This window comes from Clostridium yunnanense (assembly GCF_016595795.1).
Taxonomy (GTDB): Bacteria; Bacillota; Clostridia; order Clostridiales; family Clostridiaceae; genus Clostridium_AR; species Clostridium_AR yunnanense.
The window spans coordinates 43,224-63,432 of sequence record NZ_JAENHN010000065.1 but is presented as its reverse complement, the minus strand read 5'-3'; the positions used below and the strand labels follow the sequence as shown (position 1 = coordinate 63,432).

Below are 20,209 nucleotides of genomic sequence, written 5' to 3'. Positions count from 1 at the left end.
TACTTTTCAATAAATATTAGTATTAGTTTTAACACAATAAGTGCTGCTGATATCAGCAGCACTTATATTAATTGTTCAGTGATCTTGCAGATAAGACCTCTACTGATTGCTCCGTAGGGGTATTATTACCTATTTTATCACATATATTAGTCAATGCCAAGTTTATTACCTCTACAATATTGTCAACAGGCTTTACTTTTATTCCTTCCAATGAATCAAAAGATTGACTATAATTCTCGCTTGGTATGATAGCTATTTTTGCCCCTGCCTTTTGAGCAGCTGAAATCTTTGCATTGACACCACCTATAGGTTTTACTAAACCTTGTAATGAAATTTCTCCAGTCATAGCCACATAATTGCTTACAGGGATGTTTTTAATCGCACTATATACAGCAGTTGCTATACTAATACCAGCTGATGGTCCATCAATAGGCACTCCACCTAAGAAGTTTATATGAATATCGTAATTATCGCATTCTATATCAAAGTTATTGTTTAGAACTGTCAAAACATTTTCTACAGAACAATAAGCAGTACTTTTTCTCTTTACCTTTCTATTAGAAGACGTTATTTCTTCTTCTTCAATAATTCCAGTGATTTTTAGAGAACCTTTTCTTCCTATTACTTTTTTAGCACTAGCCTCTATTTCTATTATAGTACCCATATTCGCACCATAAACAGCCAATCCATTAACTACCCCAACTTTAGGCTTAGCCCCTATCATCTTCTCAGGTCTTAAGGAATACTGACCATTCTCAACAACCCATTCTATATCTTCTTCTGTAATCTCTTCTCTTCCATCGTTAATAGCTAGCCCTGAGCACAGCTGAATCAAATTCACTACTTCTCTTCCATTAGAACAGTATCTACTAACTATATCTAAACCATTGTCACATATATTTAATCCTACTTTTTTAACAGCATTGTCAGCTATCTGCTTTATCTCGTCAGGTAATAAAGCTCTAAAAAATATCTCAACACATCTTGATCTAATTGCCGGAACTATCTCATCAGGATTTCTTGTTGTAGCCCCAATCAATCTAAAGTCAGCTGGAAGACCTTTCTCAAAAACCTCTTTTATATAAGTCGGCATATTAGGATCTTCTGAACTGAAGTAAGCACTATCTAAAAACACTTTTCTATCCTCAAGCACCTTTAAAAGTTTATTTAACTGAATAGGATGTAACTCTCCAATCTCATCTATAAATAAAACGCCTCCATGTGCCTTAGTAACCGCACCTGGTTTAGGTTGAGGTATCCCAGCTATACCTAGAGTTCCTGCACCTTGATAAATTGGATCATGCACAGATCCAATTAAAGGATCTGCTATTCCTCTTTCATCAAATCTTAGAGTGGTTGCATCAATTTCTACGAATTTAGCTAAATTTCTAAAAGGTGAATTTTTACTTTTCTTAGCTTCTTCTAAAACCAATCTAGCGGCTGCTGTCTTACCAACTCCAGGGGGGCCATATATTATAACGTGCTGTGGATTTGCTCCACATAATGCTGCCTTTAAGGCCTTTATACCCTTTTCTTGACCTATTATCTCATCAAAACTTTTTGGCCTGCTTTTTTCTGTTAAGGGTTGGGTAAGTTTTATCTCTCTTAATTTATTCAACTTATCTAACTCTTTATGATTTTCTTTATCAATGACTACTTTATTGTTTCTTTGATTACCAGTATTGTTTATCATAAAGATAAATAGTAATACAAGCATTACTACCTGAAGTAAAATAAGTATATTTGTCATTATATGCACCACCTTAATACTTTCTAAGCTTTCTCTTTTGTATTATGTACATATAAAACATAGAATATAACCCATATACTGGTAATAATCTATATAATTTATTACTGTTTGATATTTTATCTTTCACATTTAAATAAAATAGTCATATATTTCTTCATTATACCTTCCTATATAGAAAAAAAGCTGACGAACAAGTCGTCAGCTTTTTATGCAGATTCTATACCTTTTTTAGGTTTAGCTTTCTTTGCCTTTAATACAGGTCTTGTTTCTCCCTCTGCAAGAAGAATAACATCAGGTTCCTTCTTATCTTTAACAGAATCTTCAGTTACAGTAACTTTTACTATATTGTCTTGTGAAGGGATATCGAACATTATATTAGTCATCATCTCTTCCACTATAGCTCTAAGTCCTCTAGCACCTGTATTTCTCTTTATAGCCTCTTCAGCTATTGCCTGTAAGGCCTGTTCATTGAACTCTAAATCTACGTTATCAAGTTCAAATAACTTCTTATATTGTTTTACAAGCGCATTTTTTGGAGTTGTTAGTATATTAACTAAAGCACCTTTATCCAATGACTCTAAAGTTACTACAATTGGTAATCTACCAACAAATTCCGGGATCAAACCAAACTTCAAAAGATCTCCAGGCATTATATCTCTCAATAGCTTACCAATATCTTTTTGTTCTTTAGATTGAACATTAGCTCCAAATCCAATAGCACTCTTGCTAGTTCTTTTTTCTATAATCTTATCAATTCCATCAAACGCTCCACCGCAAATAAACAAAATATTACTAGTGTTTATTTGTATGAACTCTTGATGCGGATGCTTTCTTCCACCTTGAGGAGGAACTGAAGCAACTGTGCCTTCAAGTATCTTTAATAATGCCTGTTGAACACCTTCACCTGATACATCTCTTGTAATTGATGGGTTTTCTGACTTTCTTGCTATCTTATCAACTTCATCGATATATATTATACCTTTTTCAGCTCTTTCAACATCATAATCAGCATTTTGAATAAGCTTTAAAAGTATATTTTCTACATCTTCTCCAACATATCCTGCCTCAGTTAATGTAGTTGCATCTGCTATAGCAAATGGAACATTTAAAAACTTTGCAAGTGTTTGAGCAAGCAATGTTTTACCTGATCCTGTTGGTCCTAAAAGTAATATATTACTTTTTTGCAATTCAATGTCATCTTCTGCTTCGTTTGAATTTATTCTCTTGTAATGGTTATATACTGCTACTGATAGTGCTTTTTTAGCAGCTTCTTGACCAATAACATATTGATCTAAATAGCCTTTTATTTCAACTGGCTTTGGTAAACTAGTTGAATCAAATTGGATGCTTTCCTCAAATTCATCTGCAATTATTTCAGAACATAATTCGATACATTCATCACATATATATACACCTGGCCCAGCAATCAGCCTTTTAACCTGATCTTGATTCTTGCCACAGAAGGAGCATCTTAACTGCTTTTTGTCTTCGTATTTAGCCATTAACTACACCTCACTAAGGTCAAACAAAGAAACTATTCTTTATTTTTCACCTCTTCATTTTTTCTTATAACTTTATCTACTAATCCATACTCTGCTGCTTCATCAGCACTCATAAAGTAATCTCTTTCAACATCAGCTTTGATCTTTTCTAACGGTTTCCCTGTATTTTCACTTAAGATTCTATTTAGATCATCTTTAATCCTAAGTATTCTTCTCGCATGTATATCTATATCTGTTGCTTGACCTTGGAATCCACCAAGTGGTTGATGAATCATTATTTCACTGTTAGGTAGAGCAAATCTCTTACCTTTTGCACCTGATGAAAGAAGAAATGATCCCATTGAAGCTGCCATTCCAATACATATAGTTGCTACATCAGACTTTATATACTGCATAGTATCATATATAGCCATTCCGGATGTAATTGATCCTCCTGGACTATTTATGTATAAATATATATCTTTATCAGGATCTTCACTTTCAAGGAATAATAATTGGGCTACAATTAAGCTAGCTGAAACATCATTTACCTCACCGTTCAGCATAATAATCCTATCTTTTAGAAGTCTTGAGAATATATCGTAACTTCTTTCTCCTCTGTTTGTTTGTTCAATTACCATAGGGACTAAACTCATATACAATCCTCCTTCAATTCAAAACACTATATTTATAATATATCCTATTTTGATAATTTATTATAATTAAATTATATAAAATATTTTATCATTTGTTAATCAATATATATAAGTTAATGTAAAAAATATTCATTTTCATATTTAAAGTACTTATATACCTTTTATATTCTAGTAACTTTTCACACAACTTATACATTATATAACTTAATAATGTAACTTTTAATATATTAATATCTAGCTTTACCTATTTATTAAAAGCTAAATATAATTAATAATGAAAATAAATTTATATTTATCTTCATAAATAGCTTATTTATTTGTAAATTGTTTTAAATTAAGTAATAATGAATTTTTTATACCTATCTATACCCAAACTTATATATTTAAAATGATTGCCAGAATTTCTTCTGGCAATCCATATATACATTATATTATTCAGTTACCTTAGCATTGTCTACTAATAATTTTACAGTTTTTTCTGTAACAACTTCTAGTTTTATAACTTGTTCTTGACCTTTTAATAATATTTCAGCCATTTTTTCTGATTCACCAGCATTGTACATCTTAGCTAATTCAACTGCTTTTGCTTTCATTTCTTCTTCAGTAGCATCTACAGCTTCAGTACCAGCTACTTTATCAAGAACTAAATCAGTCTTAACCTTCTTAACAGCACTTTCTTGCATATAAGCTTTCATTTGTTCTTCACTGCTTGCAGTGAATTCGTAATATTGTGCAAGTGTTAATCCTTGATAGCTAAGTCTGTTTTCTAAATCCTTAACCATAGCTTCTACTTCTCTATCAACCATAACAGAAGGAACTTCTACTTTTGCATTTTCTACTACAGCAGTAACTACAGCTTCTTCAAATTCTTTCTTTGCTCTTTGCTCATTTGAATCAGCTATTTTCTTTCTCATATCAGCTTTTACTTCTTCGATAGTATCAAATTCTGAAACTTCTTTTGCAAATTCATCATCTAATTCTGGAAGTTCTTTTGCTTTAATTTCTTTTACAGTTACTTCAAAAACTGCTGGTTTACCATTTAAATCTTCTTTACCGTAGTTTTCTGGGAAAGTAACATTTACATCTTTCTTTTCTCCAACAGTAGCTCCTACTAATTGATCTTCAAAAGTATCTATAAACGTACCTGAACCTATTTCTAATGAATAGTCAGTTGCTTCTCCACCTTCGAAAGCTATTCCATCAACAAATCCTTTAAAATCTATAGTTACTATATTTCCTTTTTCAACAGATCCTTCAGTCTTTGTTTCGATTCTTGCATTCTTTTCTTGCATTGCTTTTAGTTGCTTTTCTACTTCTTCTTCTGAAACTTCATATGAAACTTTCTTAACTTCAACGCCCTTGTATTGTCCTAGTTCAACTTCAGGGTAAACAGTAACTTCAGCTGTGTAAACTAAGTCTTTTCCTTCTTCTACTTCTAAAACATCTATCTTTGGATAATCTATTGGCTTTATGTTATTGTTTGTTAAAACTTCAGGATATGTTTCATCTATAGCAATGTTTATAGCATCTTCAAGTAATGCTCCGATACCATAGTATTGTTTTACCATATTCATTGGGGCTTTACCTTTTCTGAATCCTGGTATATTAAATTTCTTTATATTTTTTTTGTATGCTTTATTTAAAGCTTCATCGAATTTCTTTGCTTCAACCTTCACTTCAAATTTCACTATATTTGCCTCTATTTTTTCCATTTTAACGTCCATTATAAAATTCCTCCTAAAAAGTGTACTAATCGTCTTTAGACTTAGATATTATAACACATTACTTCTTTTATTTACAAACATTTCTTTATAATATTAACTAAAACACCCATTAACTTCTACCTATGTTATTATTGTATGGTTTTTATAAGTTTATCCAAATAAACCTTACTTTCTAAAATTTCATCATAAGACTTATAATTATCTCCATACACTTCAATTATTGCCCTGCCTTTATAATTTATATCATTTAAACTATTAAAAATTCTTCTGTAGTCTATATTCCCTTTACCAGGAAGCATACAACTCTCACTTTCGCTTTTATCATTTATATGAAAATTACAAATTTCTTTACCCATTACATTAATGTATTCTTGTGGCTCTATATTTGACTTATAACATTGTTTCAAATCTAAGGTATAGTATAGTGGATATCTAACCTGTTCCTTCAATATACTCAGATACTCTAAATCAGAAGACATACACCAAGACACATTTTCTTGTGCTAATTTTACATTATTTTCTCCAGCACAATACGTAAGCCTATTGTACATATCTATGATTAAATCATAATCTAAATTCAAAGAGTCTATTTTTCTCATACCATGGAACGTGTATATTTTACTTCCACCTAATATATTTATAGCTTTACAAACTTTTTTAAACATTTTCATCATATCTTCTCGACGCCTTTTATATGCATCAAATAAAAAAGGCTCAACCATTGTGCTATATATATGGACTGAATTTATATTAAACTCATTCTTTTCGCACTGTTCTTTAATTTTCAATATAAAATCTTCTTCATATTCAGAGAATGTATTTAAAAACACTTCTCCTGAATCAAACCCGATTTTCTTCATAATATTAATGCTATCTTCTGCAAGAACTTTAGGATAAAAGCATGCAGAAGACAATCCTATCTCCATCATAACTTTAACCACCTATTAGCTGTTGTACATTAATGATCTTTTCTTCGTCATCAGCTTTTATATGAAGTCCATCTGCTGCCAAGTTTGATATAGTTAAATTTTTAGCTTTTATGTTCATTACGGCTCTATGCTCGCCAGAGTTTATATCTACAATCCAAATATAAGCATAAAGATCGGGCACTCCAAACCATGGTAATTGACTCACATATGCTACATGTTTATCATCTATAAATTTTGCATTAACTGACCATAAGTATCCAGGATATTGTTTCATTATAGATTCTCGACTAAAAGTCCTACCATCCTTAGTAACATAAGAAGCTTTAGTAATTTCTTTTTGTTGTCCATCACTGCCAATAACTTTCATTTGTTGTGTATTTACCTCATTTATAAGCATAGCATTTTGAGATGGGCTTATATCAAAAGTCACTCCACCATCAATAGGATCAAGATATTTATACTTTTTAGTCCCTTCAATTTCGTCATAGAACACTTTTGATACCGTTCCACTTGCTAATGTAACCTCTATATACTTATCTTCATCTTGCTTCTTTTCTTCATTATTATTTTTAGCAGTGTCTTTTGAAGTATTTGAATCTGATTGTTTATTGTTATCTTTATTTGAGTCATCCTTTGGTTTAGTAGCAGCTTCTTTATCATTATTAGTTGAAGTCTTATCTTTATTAGTTTTGTTTGTAAATATAGATGATACCTTGTTTTTAATATCATTCTTAAAATTGATTTTTGTAGCTGCAAATGCAAGTACTCCTATAACAATCACTACCAATAGCAAAGTAGATACTAGCCTCTTTCTTCTTTTCATCTTTCTTTCATACTCTTTACTGAATATACTAGGTTTTCCCAAAGTTATTCCCTCCTAGTTAATTTTATTATTTTATTACAAATTAAATTTACATAAGTTACAATAAAGTTTATTAAGTCTTATAAATAATTTATAAATATTTCCACTTAAATTAACATCATATTTTATTAGTCCAATTATTTAATATTTTTTATGTTATTATGCGCTTATATATACAGAATTTATTTAATAAATATAATTTTGTGTATAATATAAAACAAACTATCTTATTTGACCATATATATTATACCTTAATGATGTGAAAATTAATAATAATTTTTGTAAAAATTCATATCTTAATGTATAATAGACTATAACTTACCTAATTATGATTGGAGGTCAATATGACGAAATTGCACATTTTAGGCACTGGAAGCGCTATGGTAACCAAGTGCTACAATACGTGTTTTACAATTTCTAATATGGCAGGTGAACACCTTCTAGTAGATACTGGTGGTGGAAACACCTTACTGACTAATTTAGAAAAGCTAAATATACCTATTACAAAAATACATAATATTTTTATATCTCATACTCATAACGATCACATAGCAGGCATTACTTGGATTGTGAGAGCCATCGCTCAATCAATGATAAACGACAAATACTTTGGAAATCTTAACTTTTTTGGACATTCTGATGTATTAGAGGTTGCGAAACAAATTTGCAGTCTTATGTTAGAGGAAAAATTCACGAGCTTTTTTGATGATCGAATATTTTTCATTCCTGTAAACGACAATGAAAAGAAATCTATAATAGATTGTGATTTCACTTTTTTTGATATAAATAGTAAAAAACGTCTTCAATACGGCTTTAAGCTTGAAGATACAGAAGGCATCACGTTTACATTTATTGGCGATGAGCCTTATAAAGAAGAACTTGAAAAACACTGCCTAAATTCTGATTTTATGATGCATGAAGCTTTTTGTTTATTTGAAGAGAGGGATTTGTTTAAACCCTATGAAAAACATCACACTACAGTTAAGGAAGCCTGTGAAAACGGAAGAAAACTTAACATAAAAAACTTAATCTTAATTCATACAGAAGATAAAAACTACATAAGCAAACCAGAATACTATTGTGCTGAAGGAAGGTACTTCTTTAGTGATAACCTTATTGTCCCATCTGATTTAGATGAAATTGATTTAGAAATTATTAAAGAAGAGTAAACTATTTAGATTTTGCATGCGAATATACATCAACTTACTTTGTATATTCGCATATTTTTTATATTTTCACAAATCATACTGTCAACAATAACTCTACCTTTGGTTCTATATACCTCTAATGAATAGTATAATTTTACTATAAATTTAAGGAGGTTTTTATGGCTAATTATTTTAATAATAATAGATTTATTACTGATTCAAAATCAGGAATAAGATCTACTCCATTAATTCTTGTAGTAGTACTTTCATTTGTTTTTGTCTTCCTTGCTCAAATATTGGGTGGAATTCTTTTAGGTTTAATATTTCTTTACACTAAAACACCATTTAGGCAAGAAAACCTTATTGGAAGCAATTATGTAATGATTCTAACAACTTCCATTTCAATCTTTATATGCTTTCTTTGGATATACTTATATGAAAAGAGAAAACCTATATCACTGGGATTTCATAAAAGTGGCTTTGGTTCAAATTATATATACGGATTTCTGTTAGGCTTATTATTGATGTCCTTAGAGGCTGTGTTTTTATGTGTCACTAATAATGCTCAAATCTTTAAAGGTAATTTTACTTTTTATAACACCCTAAGTTTTTTAGTAGTTATACTTTCTTGGATTATTCAGGGTGCCTCAGAAGAGATCTTAATTAGAGGTTTTGCATTACAAGCAATTATCTCTAAATATAATGTAATAGTTGGTGTATTAGTATCTTCATTGATTTTTGCAGCCCTTCACCTTTTTAATCCTGGAATATCCTTGCTAGCTTTTATAAACTTGATTCTATTTGGAATGATAGCTGCACTTTTAGCATTATATACAGAAAGTCTTTGGGCCTCTTGCGCACTGCATAGTGCTTGGAATTTTGCAGAAGGTAACATATATGGCTTTTTAGTAAGCGGAACCCATGCCTCTGGTAACACTTTAGCTTTCATTAACTATAAGGCAAACAACTTAATTAATGGTGGATTATTTGGCCCAGAAGGTGGACTAGCAGATACATTAATAAGTATCATCACAATCGTTGTATTAATTTTCCTTATAAAAAAGAAAAACATTGGGATATCTTCAAACTTCAGTTTGTAGATTTAATTCATATTGTATAAGTATACTTTGTAAAGCTAAAAACAACTTATATTATAGTTATTTTAATATATGAGATACACCTCTTCGTATAAATCATTTTAGAAAAATATAGACTAAAAAACTTACTATTCACCATAAATAATAATTACAAGCATAGAATATATAAAGGGAAGTCAAACGACTTCCCTTTATATATTAATTATTTATTATTTATTGCAACACCCTTTTGATGAACATCCTCCGCAACTATCACAACTGCCGTTATTTTTGCAACAACCTAAGCTAATACCTAATCCTTTTGCTTCATCAGCTGTAAGCGTTACTATGTTTTCGCTGTAATCTTCATAATCTGGAGTATCTTTAAGAAAAGACTTTTTTGCTATTTGAATCATATCTCTATGCACCTCGACTTATAAATGATAATTCAACTTACATACTAAAGTTTATATAACCTTTTAAAATAAGTCAATTAAATAGTATTTAATCCCCATTTACTTTTACACATACTGCTATTGTTCTTAATCAATAGAAAATCGCTGAAGCGAAATTCTGCAATAAGCCTTTTTTTGCGCATCTACTTTTCCGAATATATATAAGAAAACTTATACACAAATAAGTTTTATTTTTTTACTCTATAACCACAAAAAACTTTTAAAGCCATTAAAATATCTCAGTTTAAATACCATAAAAGTTTTATAACTTTTCCACAATAAAAAGGCCTCTAATATCAACATAAAGTTCATACTAGAAGCCTCCATATATTATTTCCCAAGATATCCAGCAGGATTTACAGCTTGTCCACCGATTCTTATTTCAAAATGCAAGTGAGGTCCAGTACTATAGCCTTCACTACCTACTGAAGCAATAACTTGTCCTTGACTAACTTTTTGTCCAACTGAAACATTCACTGATCTCATATGTCCATACATTGTCTGCACTCCGTTTCCATGATCAATTATAATCATGTGACCATATGCAACATTCTTAGTCTCAACCACTACTACAGTTCCACTTTTTGAAGCTTTTACATTTGCTCCCATAGGCGCACCAATATCTAGACCAGTATGGAAACTTACGATATGTTTAGTAGGATGAACTCTAGGACCAAATGGATCAGTAATAGGACCACTTGCTGGCCATATAAAGCTTTGACCTTTTGAAGCTTCACTATTACTAGTATCGCTATCACCTTTGCTATTTATTCCAGCAATTATTCTATCTATCTCATCTTTTGTATCTTTATTATCTTCCTCTAATTTATCAATCTTCTCAGCAAGCTGCTTTTCAGAATCACTTAAAGAATTGATAACACTATTCTTTTGATTCCTTAACGCTGATAATTCATCATATTTTTGCTTATTTTCATTTCTTTCTTGTAATAAAGCTTGTTGAGTATCTTTTAATTCATTTTGTTCTACTAAAACTTGGTTTTTTTGCGCATCCATATCAGCTTTTTTAGCCGATAAATCTTTTTCCTTTTGAGTCAAATCCTTTTGGATGTCTTTTACTTCTTCTATTAATTCATTATCCTTCTCAATAATTGTTGTTATTGTTGTGATCTTTTCGATGAAATCATTAAGATCATCACTTCCTAAAACCACTCCTAATAGTTGTTCACCTAAGCTTATCTTATAAGCATTACGTAATCTTTTACCTAGCAATTCTTTCTTTTCTATTTCTTCTTGCTTCTTTTCTTCTATACTTTTTTGCACAGTTCCGATTTCGTTTGAAACCTTGTTAATATTAGATTGAATTGAGTTAATCTTACCTTGAAGATTATCTATTTTCCCTTGATAAGTATCTACTTTTGTCTGAGATGCTTTTAGGTCGTTAACCTTCTTATCTAACTGATCTTGAATTGTTTTTAATTGATCACTTTGTTGATTTTTAGCATCTTTTATCTGATCTTTTTGATCTTCTAAATCATCAATTTTGTCTTTATTTGAATTAATCTGGTTTTGTAATGAATCAGTAGTAGCTGCAATAGCTTGTACAGAATTAAAGCCAGACGTAATAAAAAAACAAAGTATTAAAGATAAAATTTTCTTCTTCATCTTATCTCTCCTTACCCCCAAATATTATTCTATTTTTAATTATACTACATTTTTCTTCATAATTTCAGTTTTTTTTTATTATTATCTGTTTGTTTACATATTTTTTACGGATATTAAGGAAATTGCACCTATTTTAATAATAAACTTTCTTTAGTGATGGATTATGGATGTACCACTTCATAATAAAATTTATATTTTAAATCTATTCACTGGAACCTGTTAGATTTTAAAAAATAGATTCTGATTCAAAGTGATACAAAGTTCCAACTTCAGCTATTAAGTTATGCATACCGAGAAAATCTTCAGGGTCCACGATTTTCGAACATGCATAACTTATGCCAAAAGATTCTTAAGCAAAAAATCTATTATTTCTTACATATTCTTCATAACTAATATCAAACTCTCCAATTCCTATAAGTTCAATTCCCAGTTTATGAATATCTCTTAGTGTTTCCTTATCTATATCTTGCTCAGAAGCATTGCTTAAAGTTGCTAATTTATTTACCCTATTAATTCCTTTTACCCCTAAGAGTTTGTATATGTTTTTTTCATTTAAATCTTCAGCTTTTACACAACTAACATATATTTTTTCACCATCAATATTACAAACGATAGTATCATCATCTAGTTTACTAACGTAATTATATTTTTTTCTTTTTAAATAGTCTATGCACCACTCTACATACTCATCTTTCGTTAACTTATTGAGTTCATCTTTCAATGTATTGACTTTAAAATCCGTTCTTATCTTAGCACTAATCTTTAAAATATTCCTTCCTACATTAAACAATTGATAAACGCAAAGTATCACTATTATACCTGTTATAGTAAACATCCTATACTACTCCTTCTGTTAATATTTGTTTCTCTATATTTTCACGTATTAGCTTGGTAAGTTCATTACCGTCTATAATCTTAAGATCCATGCCAGATTTCTTAATACTTTTAATTTCATTATTACACTTTGAATCAAATTGGCCTGTAGTTACTACAACACAATGATTTATCTTTTTAGCTCTTGTCTTTCCTACAATAGAATATATAGACTCTGCTCCAATTACCCCTTCTTTATACTGTAAGTAATACACAACAGTAGCTATATTATTTTTATAACAGATAATTTCCTCCAAGTTTTCTGATATAGTTGGGTTTTTGTATCCCCACTCTTCTAATACACTACACAAGTGTTCTAAAACGACCTCGGAATCTAATACTTTGAGATCATTTTTAGAGAACAGCCTATAGTATTGTCTTATAGATACATCTTTCTTAGAAATAAAAAACATAACTATATTTAATATCTTATTTATAACAATACATAAAATAAAGAAACTGAACATAAATTTAAAATTGGTTAATATTTGCATAATTAATCACCTCATTTAATTTATTGACAAATTAATCGATACCGATTCATTTTGCTTAGATATTTACCTTTAAAAATACCCGCCTCTAGAAATATTTACCCAAAATTAATATGCAAATAACATTCTCATAATATTCATATTTTAATATGATAATGAAGAATATCTAAAATTATAAGACAAATCTTTGTCAGCCAAAAACTTTATCTTTATAAGTTATGCTTATGCCAGGCATAACCACTTTTTATGGGCTTTATAGTTCAATTATTAAGTTATGCATACATAAACCTCATAGCCAAATGATTATCATGCATGCATAACTTAAATTTTCATAATATAGCCCTATACTCCATAAAACTTATAAATTTATAAAAAGAAAAAAACCTTAAAAGAAAAATTCTCTTAAGGTTTTTATAACATCATATTAAATTACACTTAATACAATTTATTTAGCGTACTTATTACTATTACTCCATTATGTCAATGAGCCATTTCTTACAGTTTAAACATTTATATATCCTGATAACATATAAATTAAGAAATTTTTCACCATATTGTTTTTTGTATTCCTCAATTTCTTCTTGAAATATAAAGTTTTCATCTTCATCTGTATATCCAACTATATCACCATAAAGGTTACTTTTAGTTTTATTACAACAATCATTTAAATCTACACAGTCAATTGTGTCAAGCTTTATCCTACCAGCTCTTTCTTGAATTATAGGTATTATGTCATCATATTCGTTAATATCATCCAAGAAGTCTTCTTTAAAAAACTTTTCATTCTCTATTACAAATAACGGGTTCATCAAAATCACACATCCTTATCATAGGTAAATACTTTCAATTCTATTTCGTCCCTTTTTCTTAGCCTCATAAAGTTTATTATCACATATATTAATAAAAAAATCTAGATTAAAGTCATCTGTAGGAACCACAGTTGCTACCCCTGCACTTATTGTAACATACTTGTCTTCTCCAAGGGCTTCATTTAAAATTCTTTCTTCTTCTATTCTTTTTCTTATTTCTTCACATATGGCAACTGCTTCGTCAAAATTTCTGTTTGGAAGTATAACAAAAAATTCTTCTCCACCATATCTTCCAACAATCCCTAAGTTTTTTTCTACTACTTCATTTATAGTAGTTGCTATCTTTACTAAACAACTATCGCCCTTAACATGTCCATAAAAGTCATTGTATTGCTTAAAAAAGTCTATATCTGCAATCATTATAGATAAACTGCTTGAAAACTTCTTTAAGCTATTCCAATACATATATGTCATTCTATCAAGCTTTCTCTTGTTTGCGATATTTGTTAAGAAATCTTTATCGCTCATATCCTTAAGTTTTTTATTTGCAAAATGTAAAGAATTATTCATCTTCATAAGACTTAAATTTTTATTTCTTATACTAATATCTTGTTTATGTCTTTCTATCATATTATCATAATTTTTAATAGCAATTATTATAGAAACAACTAAGGTTAAAGTTATATTAATAAAGAAAATAGTGTTATTTGCATAACCATGTATTCTAATAAAATCCCCAATAAATATTATATGTACAAGACCATATGTAAGTATAATCTGCCTTTTAGATAAGTAAAAAATAGCTGCACATGAAAATAATATTTGATTATACGGTATTGAATTTGTGATACTTTGATCTGATGAGCTTTCCATATAGGCTATTGCCCATATTATAACCACAAAAATCATAACAATCTGAACATAAGAAAAATGTTTTTCTATAAATTTTTTCTTCTTTTTTATCAAGTTTAGCAGTAATAGAAAGACTATTGAAATACAAAATAATGCCAAATAATAAAATCTATAGTTTGAAATATTATACTTATACAATTGAAAATCATATATACTACCATAAATAAATGAAGCTATCATAAGAATTGCAGCAATAAAAGCTGTTATTCTTAATGCAAAATAGCTTCTTTTATAATTTAATTTATTTCTTAATTGAATTAATTCCTCATCGTAGCTTGTATCAATTGCTGAAAATAAAACTTCCTTAATCCTTTTCAACATTAAGCCCTCCAAAAAGTTACTAAATTGAACATTCATTATAAGAACTACTTTTTATAAATTTATGCTTATGAAAAAATCACTAATGATCTTTTCATTAAATTCTTTTGGCATCTGCCTTTAAAGTAAGTAAAACCCTTTCTCAAGGGCTTTTACTAATTATCTTTTATATTGTTTAAGGAACCTTCAATTATTTCTTTAGGATATCCTAAGAATTTTAAAAGCTTTATTGCATTTCTCGTTGGAGAAACTCCTTGCTTTATCTTATAATCAAATGTCAATCCTTCATCATCATTAATCTCTTCACTAAAGTAATAGCATTTGTATTTTTGTCCCACTAGCTTTGCAATTTCATGATCATGAGTGGCCGCTATTACTAAAGTATTATAGTTCATAATATATTTAAGAATTTCCCCAGATGCCGCTATTCTCTCAATAGGGTTTGTCCCTCTAAATATCTCATCTATAAGACATAACATAGGCTTACCATCTTTCGCACTGTTTATAAGCCTTAGCATAGCTTCTGCCTCACCTAGATAAAAACTCTTACCACTAGTTACATCATCCGATGGACTTATAGATGACATAAGCTTCATATAGGTTCCTTCATAGCTTTCACATAAGCATGTATAGAAGGTTTGTGCTAGTAGAACATTTATTCCAACCATTCTTAAGAATGTTGATTTACCTGACATATTGGTTCCTGTAAGAATAATTCCATTCCTGGATAAGGTTATTGAGTTATCAATTGGCTTTTCAACCAGTGGATGTATGCCTTTATTTATATTTAGATAAGCATCTCCTTCCACAAAAGTAGGTTTTGAAAAACTGCTAAGACATTGCCTATAAGCAGCTATTCCTATTAAACTATCAACTTCACCTACTATTTCATATATCTCAATCAATTCCTCTTTATTTTTATTAATTTTATCTGCCATTTTCAGATAAACTCTCTCTTGCATTAAGAAAAATACATATGCAAAATCCAGTAAAGCATCGCTTCCTTCCATCCTTCCAAATGAAATAGAATTCTTTGCAATATATTCTATTTTCTTATAAAGTTTATCTAACCTTGTTGTATAACCGCCAAATTCTTCATACTGGTTTTTACACAAATTCTTAGCAGTTTTAATCACTGACCCTAAGTACATTACACCATCTACATTCATTCTGTTTCTTTCCTTAGAATGAATATATGTATTTATAAAATATACTGGTAATAACCAGCCTAAAAATGGTAATCCTTTAAATATAGAGCCAATGGCAATTGCAATAGGAATAACTAAACCTAACAGGTTATAAAGCCACATTTTCGATTTATCTTCTGTAAGCCCTTCTTTTAGCATCTTTATAGTATAATTATTTTTCTTTCTTCCGAGTTTGAAGAGTTGAAGCTGGATCTTCTCTCTTGCTTCATTATTGTTTCTAAAAAACTCAATCAATTTATCTCTGTCTTTTAAAACATTCAGATCATCTATGGTTTCCCTTAACATATGATAAAACACTTCTTCACCAGGTGAAGAGATAGTTCTATCTATACCGCTATAAACCTTGTCCATATCCAAATCATTCCAAGTCTGATCATCGATATAAAACTTAGAATCCATCTTCATCAAATCATGATACTGTCTTATAATTTTAAAATTACGAGTTCTTTCATCACCTTTAGGCCATATGTATCTCAAGTACTGAATATAGTTTCTTTTTCTAAACATCTAATCAACTCCTAAAATCGTGATTAAGTTTATAGATTATTCTATACCACCTAAAACTTATTATGAATATAAAAAAATAGCTGAAGTGACTTTCTTCAGTAATTTTTTTGCGTATTTGCCTTTTCCAATGCATATTAGCAAACTTATAGGCGACATATTATTCCTTTAAACCTACATTAACTATTCTATTACTATTAATGTAAAATATCAACATTTAGCATAATTTATGCCTATAACTCACCCAACATATTTATGGCATAGCAAAAAACGGAATGTGCACTTCACTACGCCATTCCGTTTTATATTATTTGTTTTAGGCTCTGCTCAATATTATTTAAAAATCAATCTATGTTTAAAAACATTGTTGAAGTTAATTGATTATATAGCAGATGTTAAATACAATCTTATTTTATTACTTTTTCTAAAGTGTTAAATAATTCTTTATTTTCTTTTATCTTATTTTCGTTACCAACAACACAAATCAAGTCCTCATTCATTACACTTTCCACTAATGGAGCAAAACTTCTAATAGTTTTATCATCAGTTTTTAGCACTTCATCTCTTTCTCTTTGTATATCTTCTGATGTTATGTTACTAAAGTAATTTGCAGACGAAACTTCTGCTTTTGAAGCTGTTGTTAACGGATAATCTAATTTTCGTACAGTACCTATGATATACTTTGTCATTTCTCTTTCATTACTTGTAAAGTTATTTAAGTAATCCTTCATCTCATCATATACTTTGATTGTTTCCTTTATATTAGGGTCTCTATAAGAGACGATGTATGCTCCTCCATCTCTTCTAAAGTTTGCAAATACACCATAAGCTCCACCTTTAACTCTTACATTATTCCATAAATAATCAAAACCAGATATAGTTTCTAATACGTTTAAAGAACCATGGTAGCTAAAACCTTTTTTGATGAAGTTTCCACCTTTTGCAACATACTGTACATTTCCTTGGGTTAGAAGTCCTTCATTTGTTACCATTTCTCCAAAATCAAATCTATCTTTAGAAATATTTGCTACTCCTAAGTATGATAAAAGTTTAGGTACAATTTTTTCTAATACATCGTAATCTTCTTCCTCAGAGGAATAGCTTATTACTAGATTATTTTTATTAAATATAGCCTCAGAACTTACCTTCAATTTGGAAATAATATCGCTCTTTTTACTATCAAAATTGTCTTCAAGATCACATAAAAACTGATAATAAGTAAGGCCTAAGGTTATTTCATCATATTTTCCTTTTTCTGTGCAGTAAGCTAATATTTTTCTTAAAGCCAATCTATGACCATTATCTATCAGTCTACCTTCTATTCTAGATCTTATCTCTTTAATTATCTGAAGAAGTCTGTCTTCCTTATCAAAAACTGTATTTTGTATTATTTCACCTAATAAATCTACTCCATCTTCTAACTTACTTAGCAAAGTTTTAAGATTTATTAATAAATATGGAGTGTACTCTCCTTCTTTTCCATTTAGGGAATAACTTACTGGACTGTAAGCAATGCCACCTGTATTTATATTAATTTTATTTGATAGATTCCCATAATTATAATTTTTAGTATCTAATTTTCCTAATATATCAGCTAAGAATCTAACGTAAACCACATCTTCACTAATTAGGCCTTTGCAGTTAAAATATAAGTTAAGATATGATATCTTATTTGTAAACAATTTGTGGTATAGAACTTTAACACCACCTAAATTTCTCTCTTCAAGAGGTAATATCTCTGCCTTTCTATCTATGTCCTCAATTGATAGCATTGGAATTGAAGCTAATGCTTCTTCAGTGTCTGCAGTATTTTGTCTTTCTTTCAAAGCCTTACATTTGTCAATTAAAGTTTTTATCTCAACTTCGCTTAAAGTATTCTTTACTCTGTCTAACTTATCTTTTAATGCTTTTTGCTTTTCTTCATTAAGTCCTTTTTTAGGCTTAAGTATGATAAAAGAACTATGCTTATTGTCTAATATATATTTTTTTATTAAAGCTTCAAAATAGTTAGTTTTCAAAGCAGATTTTATACTCTCAAAATATTTATCATATTCTAAGTGAACAAACGGATCTCCTTCATATAACCAGCTATCCATAATTCGAGTATAGTGTATAAGTCCTTTTGGATATCCATCATACTCTCCTTCTCTTAATTCAAACTCTATTCTGTTAATTGATGCTTCTATGGTTTCTTTGTCTATCCCCTTATCTACAAGCTCCTGCAAGGTTGAATATACAACTTCCTTAAATCTATCTTTGTCTTTTTCATTGCAGTTTTTAGCAACAATAGTCAGTATAGGTTGTTTTGTAGAGCCACTATATTCTCCCGATACAGCTTTACCAATTCCATTATCTAACAAAGCTTTTTTAAGCGGAGCAGCAGGTGTTTTTAGAAGCATATGAGTAAGTATCTCAAAAGCTAATGCTAACTCACCTTCATCAGCTTTTCCTACTACAAAGTTTAGATTCAAATAAGTTTTATCTTCTAAAGTGTCCTCTTCTGAAATTCCGTATTCAAAAGAATGCTCTTTTAAGCTTTCAAAAGGTTTTTGAGTTGGTATACTAGATTTAACATCAATTTTATCAAAATCACTTAAATAGTTTTCATTTAAGAATTTTAATTCCTTCTCTAACTGCCCATCTCCATATAACAATATATAGCTATTTGAAGGATGATAGTATTTTTTATGATAATTGACGAACTTTTCATAAGTTAAATCCGGTATAACCTCTGGATCTCCTCCAGATGCCTCTTTATAAGGAGTATCAGGTAAAACCGTCTTAGTAACCATTCTATACATCAAAGATTCTGGAGACGAATATGCACCTTTCATTTCATTATAAACTACGCCATTATAAGTTAATTCATCCTTTGGTTCTTCGATATTGTAGTGCCAGCCTTCTTGCATAAATATCTCAGGATGTTTATATATATTAGGATATAAAACTGCATCCATATATACATCCATCAAATTAAAATAGTCTTTTTCATTTCTTGAAGCTACTGGATATATAGTCTTGTCAGGATACGTCATAGCATTCAAGAAAGTGTTTAATGAACCTTTTAAAAGTTCTACAAAAGGCTCCTTTGTATTAAACTTTCTTGAACCGCATAAAACTGAATGCTCCAATATATGAGTAAGACCTGTACTGTCTTCTGGTGGTGTTCTAAATCCTATGGAAAACACCTTATTATCATCATCATTATCTATTTTAATTAGTCTAGCACCGCTTTTTTCGTGTTCAAATACATATGCTTTTGAACTTATTTCTTTTATTTCTCTTTCTTCTATAAGTTTAAAACCATGTTTTACTTCATTTAATCTTAAAGTCATTTAAACTACTCCTTTCAAAATTCTACTTTATTCCATAGTAATTAATTCCATAAGT

At 29.6% G+C, this 20,209-nt stretch carries 16 protein-coding genes; 2 read left to right on the top strand and 14 right to left on the bottom strand.

Going from position 1 to position 20,209, the window contains the following annotated elements:
• Positions 1–67: 67 nt before the first annotated feature.
• The 6 genes from lonB to JHL18_RS23505 form a co-directional block, all read right to left on the bottom strand.
• The gene (gene lonB / locus JHL18_RS23530) at positions 68–1,750 is read right to left on the bottom strand and encodes an ATP-dependent protease LonB (protein ID WP_200273855.1); all 1,683 of its coding nucleotides are present in this window, start codon (positions 1,748–1,750) and stop codon (positions 68–70) included.
• Between the two features lie 206 nt (positions 1,751–1,956).
• Complete coding sequence (gene clpX, locus JHL18_RS23525; protein WP_200273853.1) at positions 1,957–3,252, bottom strand: ATP-dependent Clp protease ATP-binding subunit ClpX; 1,296 nt, start codon at positions 3,250–3,252, stop codon at positions 1,957–1,959.
• A gap of 32 nt (positions 3,253–3,284) precedes the next feature.
• On the bottom strand, positions 3,285–3,887 hold the full coding sequence (gene clpP / locus JHL18_RS23520) for an ATP-dependent Clp endopeptidase proteolytic subunit ClpP (RefSeq protein ID WP_200273851.1): 603 nt from the start codon (positions 3,885–3,887) through the stop codon (positions 3,285–3,287).
• Between the two features lie 431 nt (positions 3,888–4,318).
• Complete coding sequence (tig, locus tag JHL18_RS23515) at positions 4,319–5,611, bottom strand: trigger factor (protein WP_200273849.1); 1,293 nt, start codon at positions 5,609–5,611, stop codon at positions 4,319–4,321.
• Between the two features lie 128 nt (positions 5,612–5,739).
• Positions 5,740–6,537: a sugar phosphate isomerase/epimerase family protein gene (locus JHL18_RS23510; RefSeq protein WP_200273873.1), complete on the bottom strand. Its 798-nt coding sequence runs from the start codon at positions 6,535–6,537 to the stop codon at positions 5,740–5,742.
• A gap of 7 nt (positions 6,538–6,544) precedes the next feature.
• Positions 6,545–7,405 carry a hypothetical protein gene (locus JHL18_RS23505; protein WP_200273847.1) on the bottom strand — a complete coding sequence of 287 codons (861 nt, stop codon included), beginning with the start codon at positions 7,403–7,405 and terminating at the stop codon, positions 6,545–6,547.
• Positions 7,406–7,746: 341 nt separating this feature from the next.
• Between JHL18_RS23505 and JHL18_RS23500 the strand changes: the two genes are divergently transcribed.
• Complete coding sequence (locus JHL18_RS23500; protein ID WP_200273845.1) at positions 7,747–8,571, top strand: MBL fold metallo-hydrolase; 825 nt, start codon at positions 7,747–7,749, stop codon at positions 8,569–8,571.
• Positions 8,572–8,729: 158 nt separating this feature from the next.
• A complete protein-coding gene (locus tag JHL18_RS23495; protein ID WP_200273843.1) occupies positions 8,730–9,650 on the top strand; it encodes a CPBP family intramembrane glutamic endopeptidase in 921 nt (306 codons plus the stop codon).
• A 206-nt stretch (positions 9,651–9,856) separates the two neighbouring features.
• On the opposite strand, the gene JHL18_RS23490 is transcribed toward JHL18_RS23495, so the two are convergent.
• The 8 genes from JHL18_RS23490 to JHL18_RS23455 all read right to left on the bottom strand — a co-directional run bounded on the left by JHL18_RS23490 (position 9,857) and on the right by JHL18_RS23455 (position 20,154).
• Positions 9,857–10,042, bottom strand: coding sequence for a hypothetical protein (locus tag JHL18_RS23490; RefSeq protein ID WP_200273841.1), 186 nt, complete (start codon positions 10,040–10,042; stop codon positions 9,857–9,859).
• A gap of 369 nt (positions 10,043–10,411) precedes the next feature.
• Positions 10,412–11,704, bottom strand: coding sequence for a murein hydrolase activator EnvC family protein (locus tag JHL18_RS23485; RefSeq protein WP_200273839.1), 1,293 nt, complete (start codon positions 11,702–11,704; stop codon positions 10,412–10,414).
• A gap of 349 nt (positions 11,705–12,053) precedes the next feature.
• On the bottom strand, positions 12,054–12,539 hold the full coding sequence (locus tag JHL18_RS23480; protein ID WP_200273837.1) for a hypothetical protein: 486 nt from the start codon (positions 12,537–12,539) through the stop codon (positions 12,054–12,056).
• 1 nt (position 12,540) lies between these two features.
• Complete coding sequence (locus JHL18_RS23475) at positions 12,541–13,071, bottom strand: restriction endonuclease (RefSeq protein ID WP_200273835.1); 531 nt, start codon at positions 13,069–13,071, stop codon at positions 12,541–12,543.
• A gap of 464 nt (positions 13,072–13,535) precedes the next feature.
• On the bottom strand, positions 13,536–13,877 hold the full coding sequence (locus JHL18_RS23470; RefSeq protein ID WP_200273833.1) for a hypothetical protein: 342 nt from the start codon (positions 13,875–13,877) through the stop codon (positions 13,536–13,538).
• Between the two features lie 18 nt (positions 13,878–13,895).
• The gene (locus JHL18_RS23465) at positions 13,896–15,110 is read right to left on the bottom strand and encodes a GGDEF domain-containing protein (RefSeq protein ID WP_200273831.1); all 1,215 of its coding nucleotides are present in this window, start codon (positions 15,108–15,110) and stop codon (positions 13,896–13,898) included.
• 152 nt (positions 15,111–15,262) lie between these two features.
• Complete coding sequence (locus JHL18_RS23460; RefSeq protein WP_200273829.1) at positions 15,263–16,822, bottom strand: MutS-related protein; 1,560 nt, start codon at positions 16,820–16,822, stop codon at positions 15,263–15,265.
• A 404-nt stretch (positions 16,823–17,226) separates the two neighbouring features.
• Positions 17,227–20,154, bottom strand: a complete 2,928-nt coding sequence (locus JHL18_RS23455; protein ID WP_200273827.1) for an insulinase family protein — start codon at positions 20,152–20,154, stop codon at positions 17,227–17,229.
• Positions 20,155–20,209: the final 55 nt, after the last annotated feature.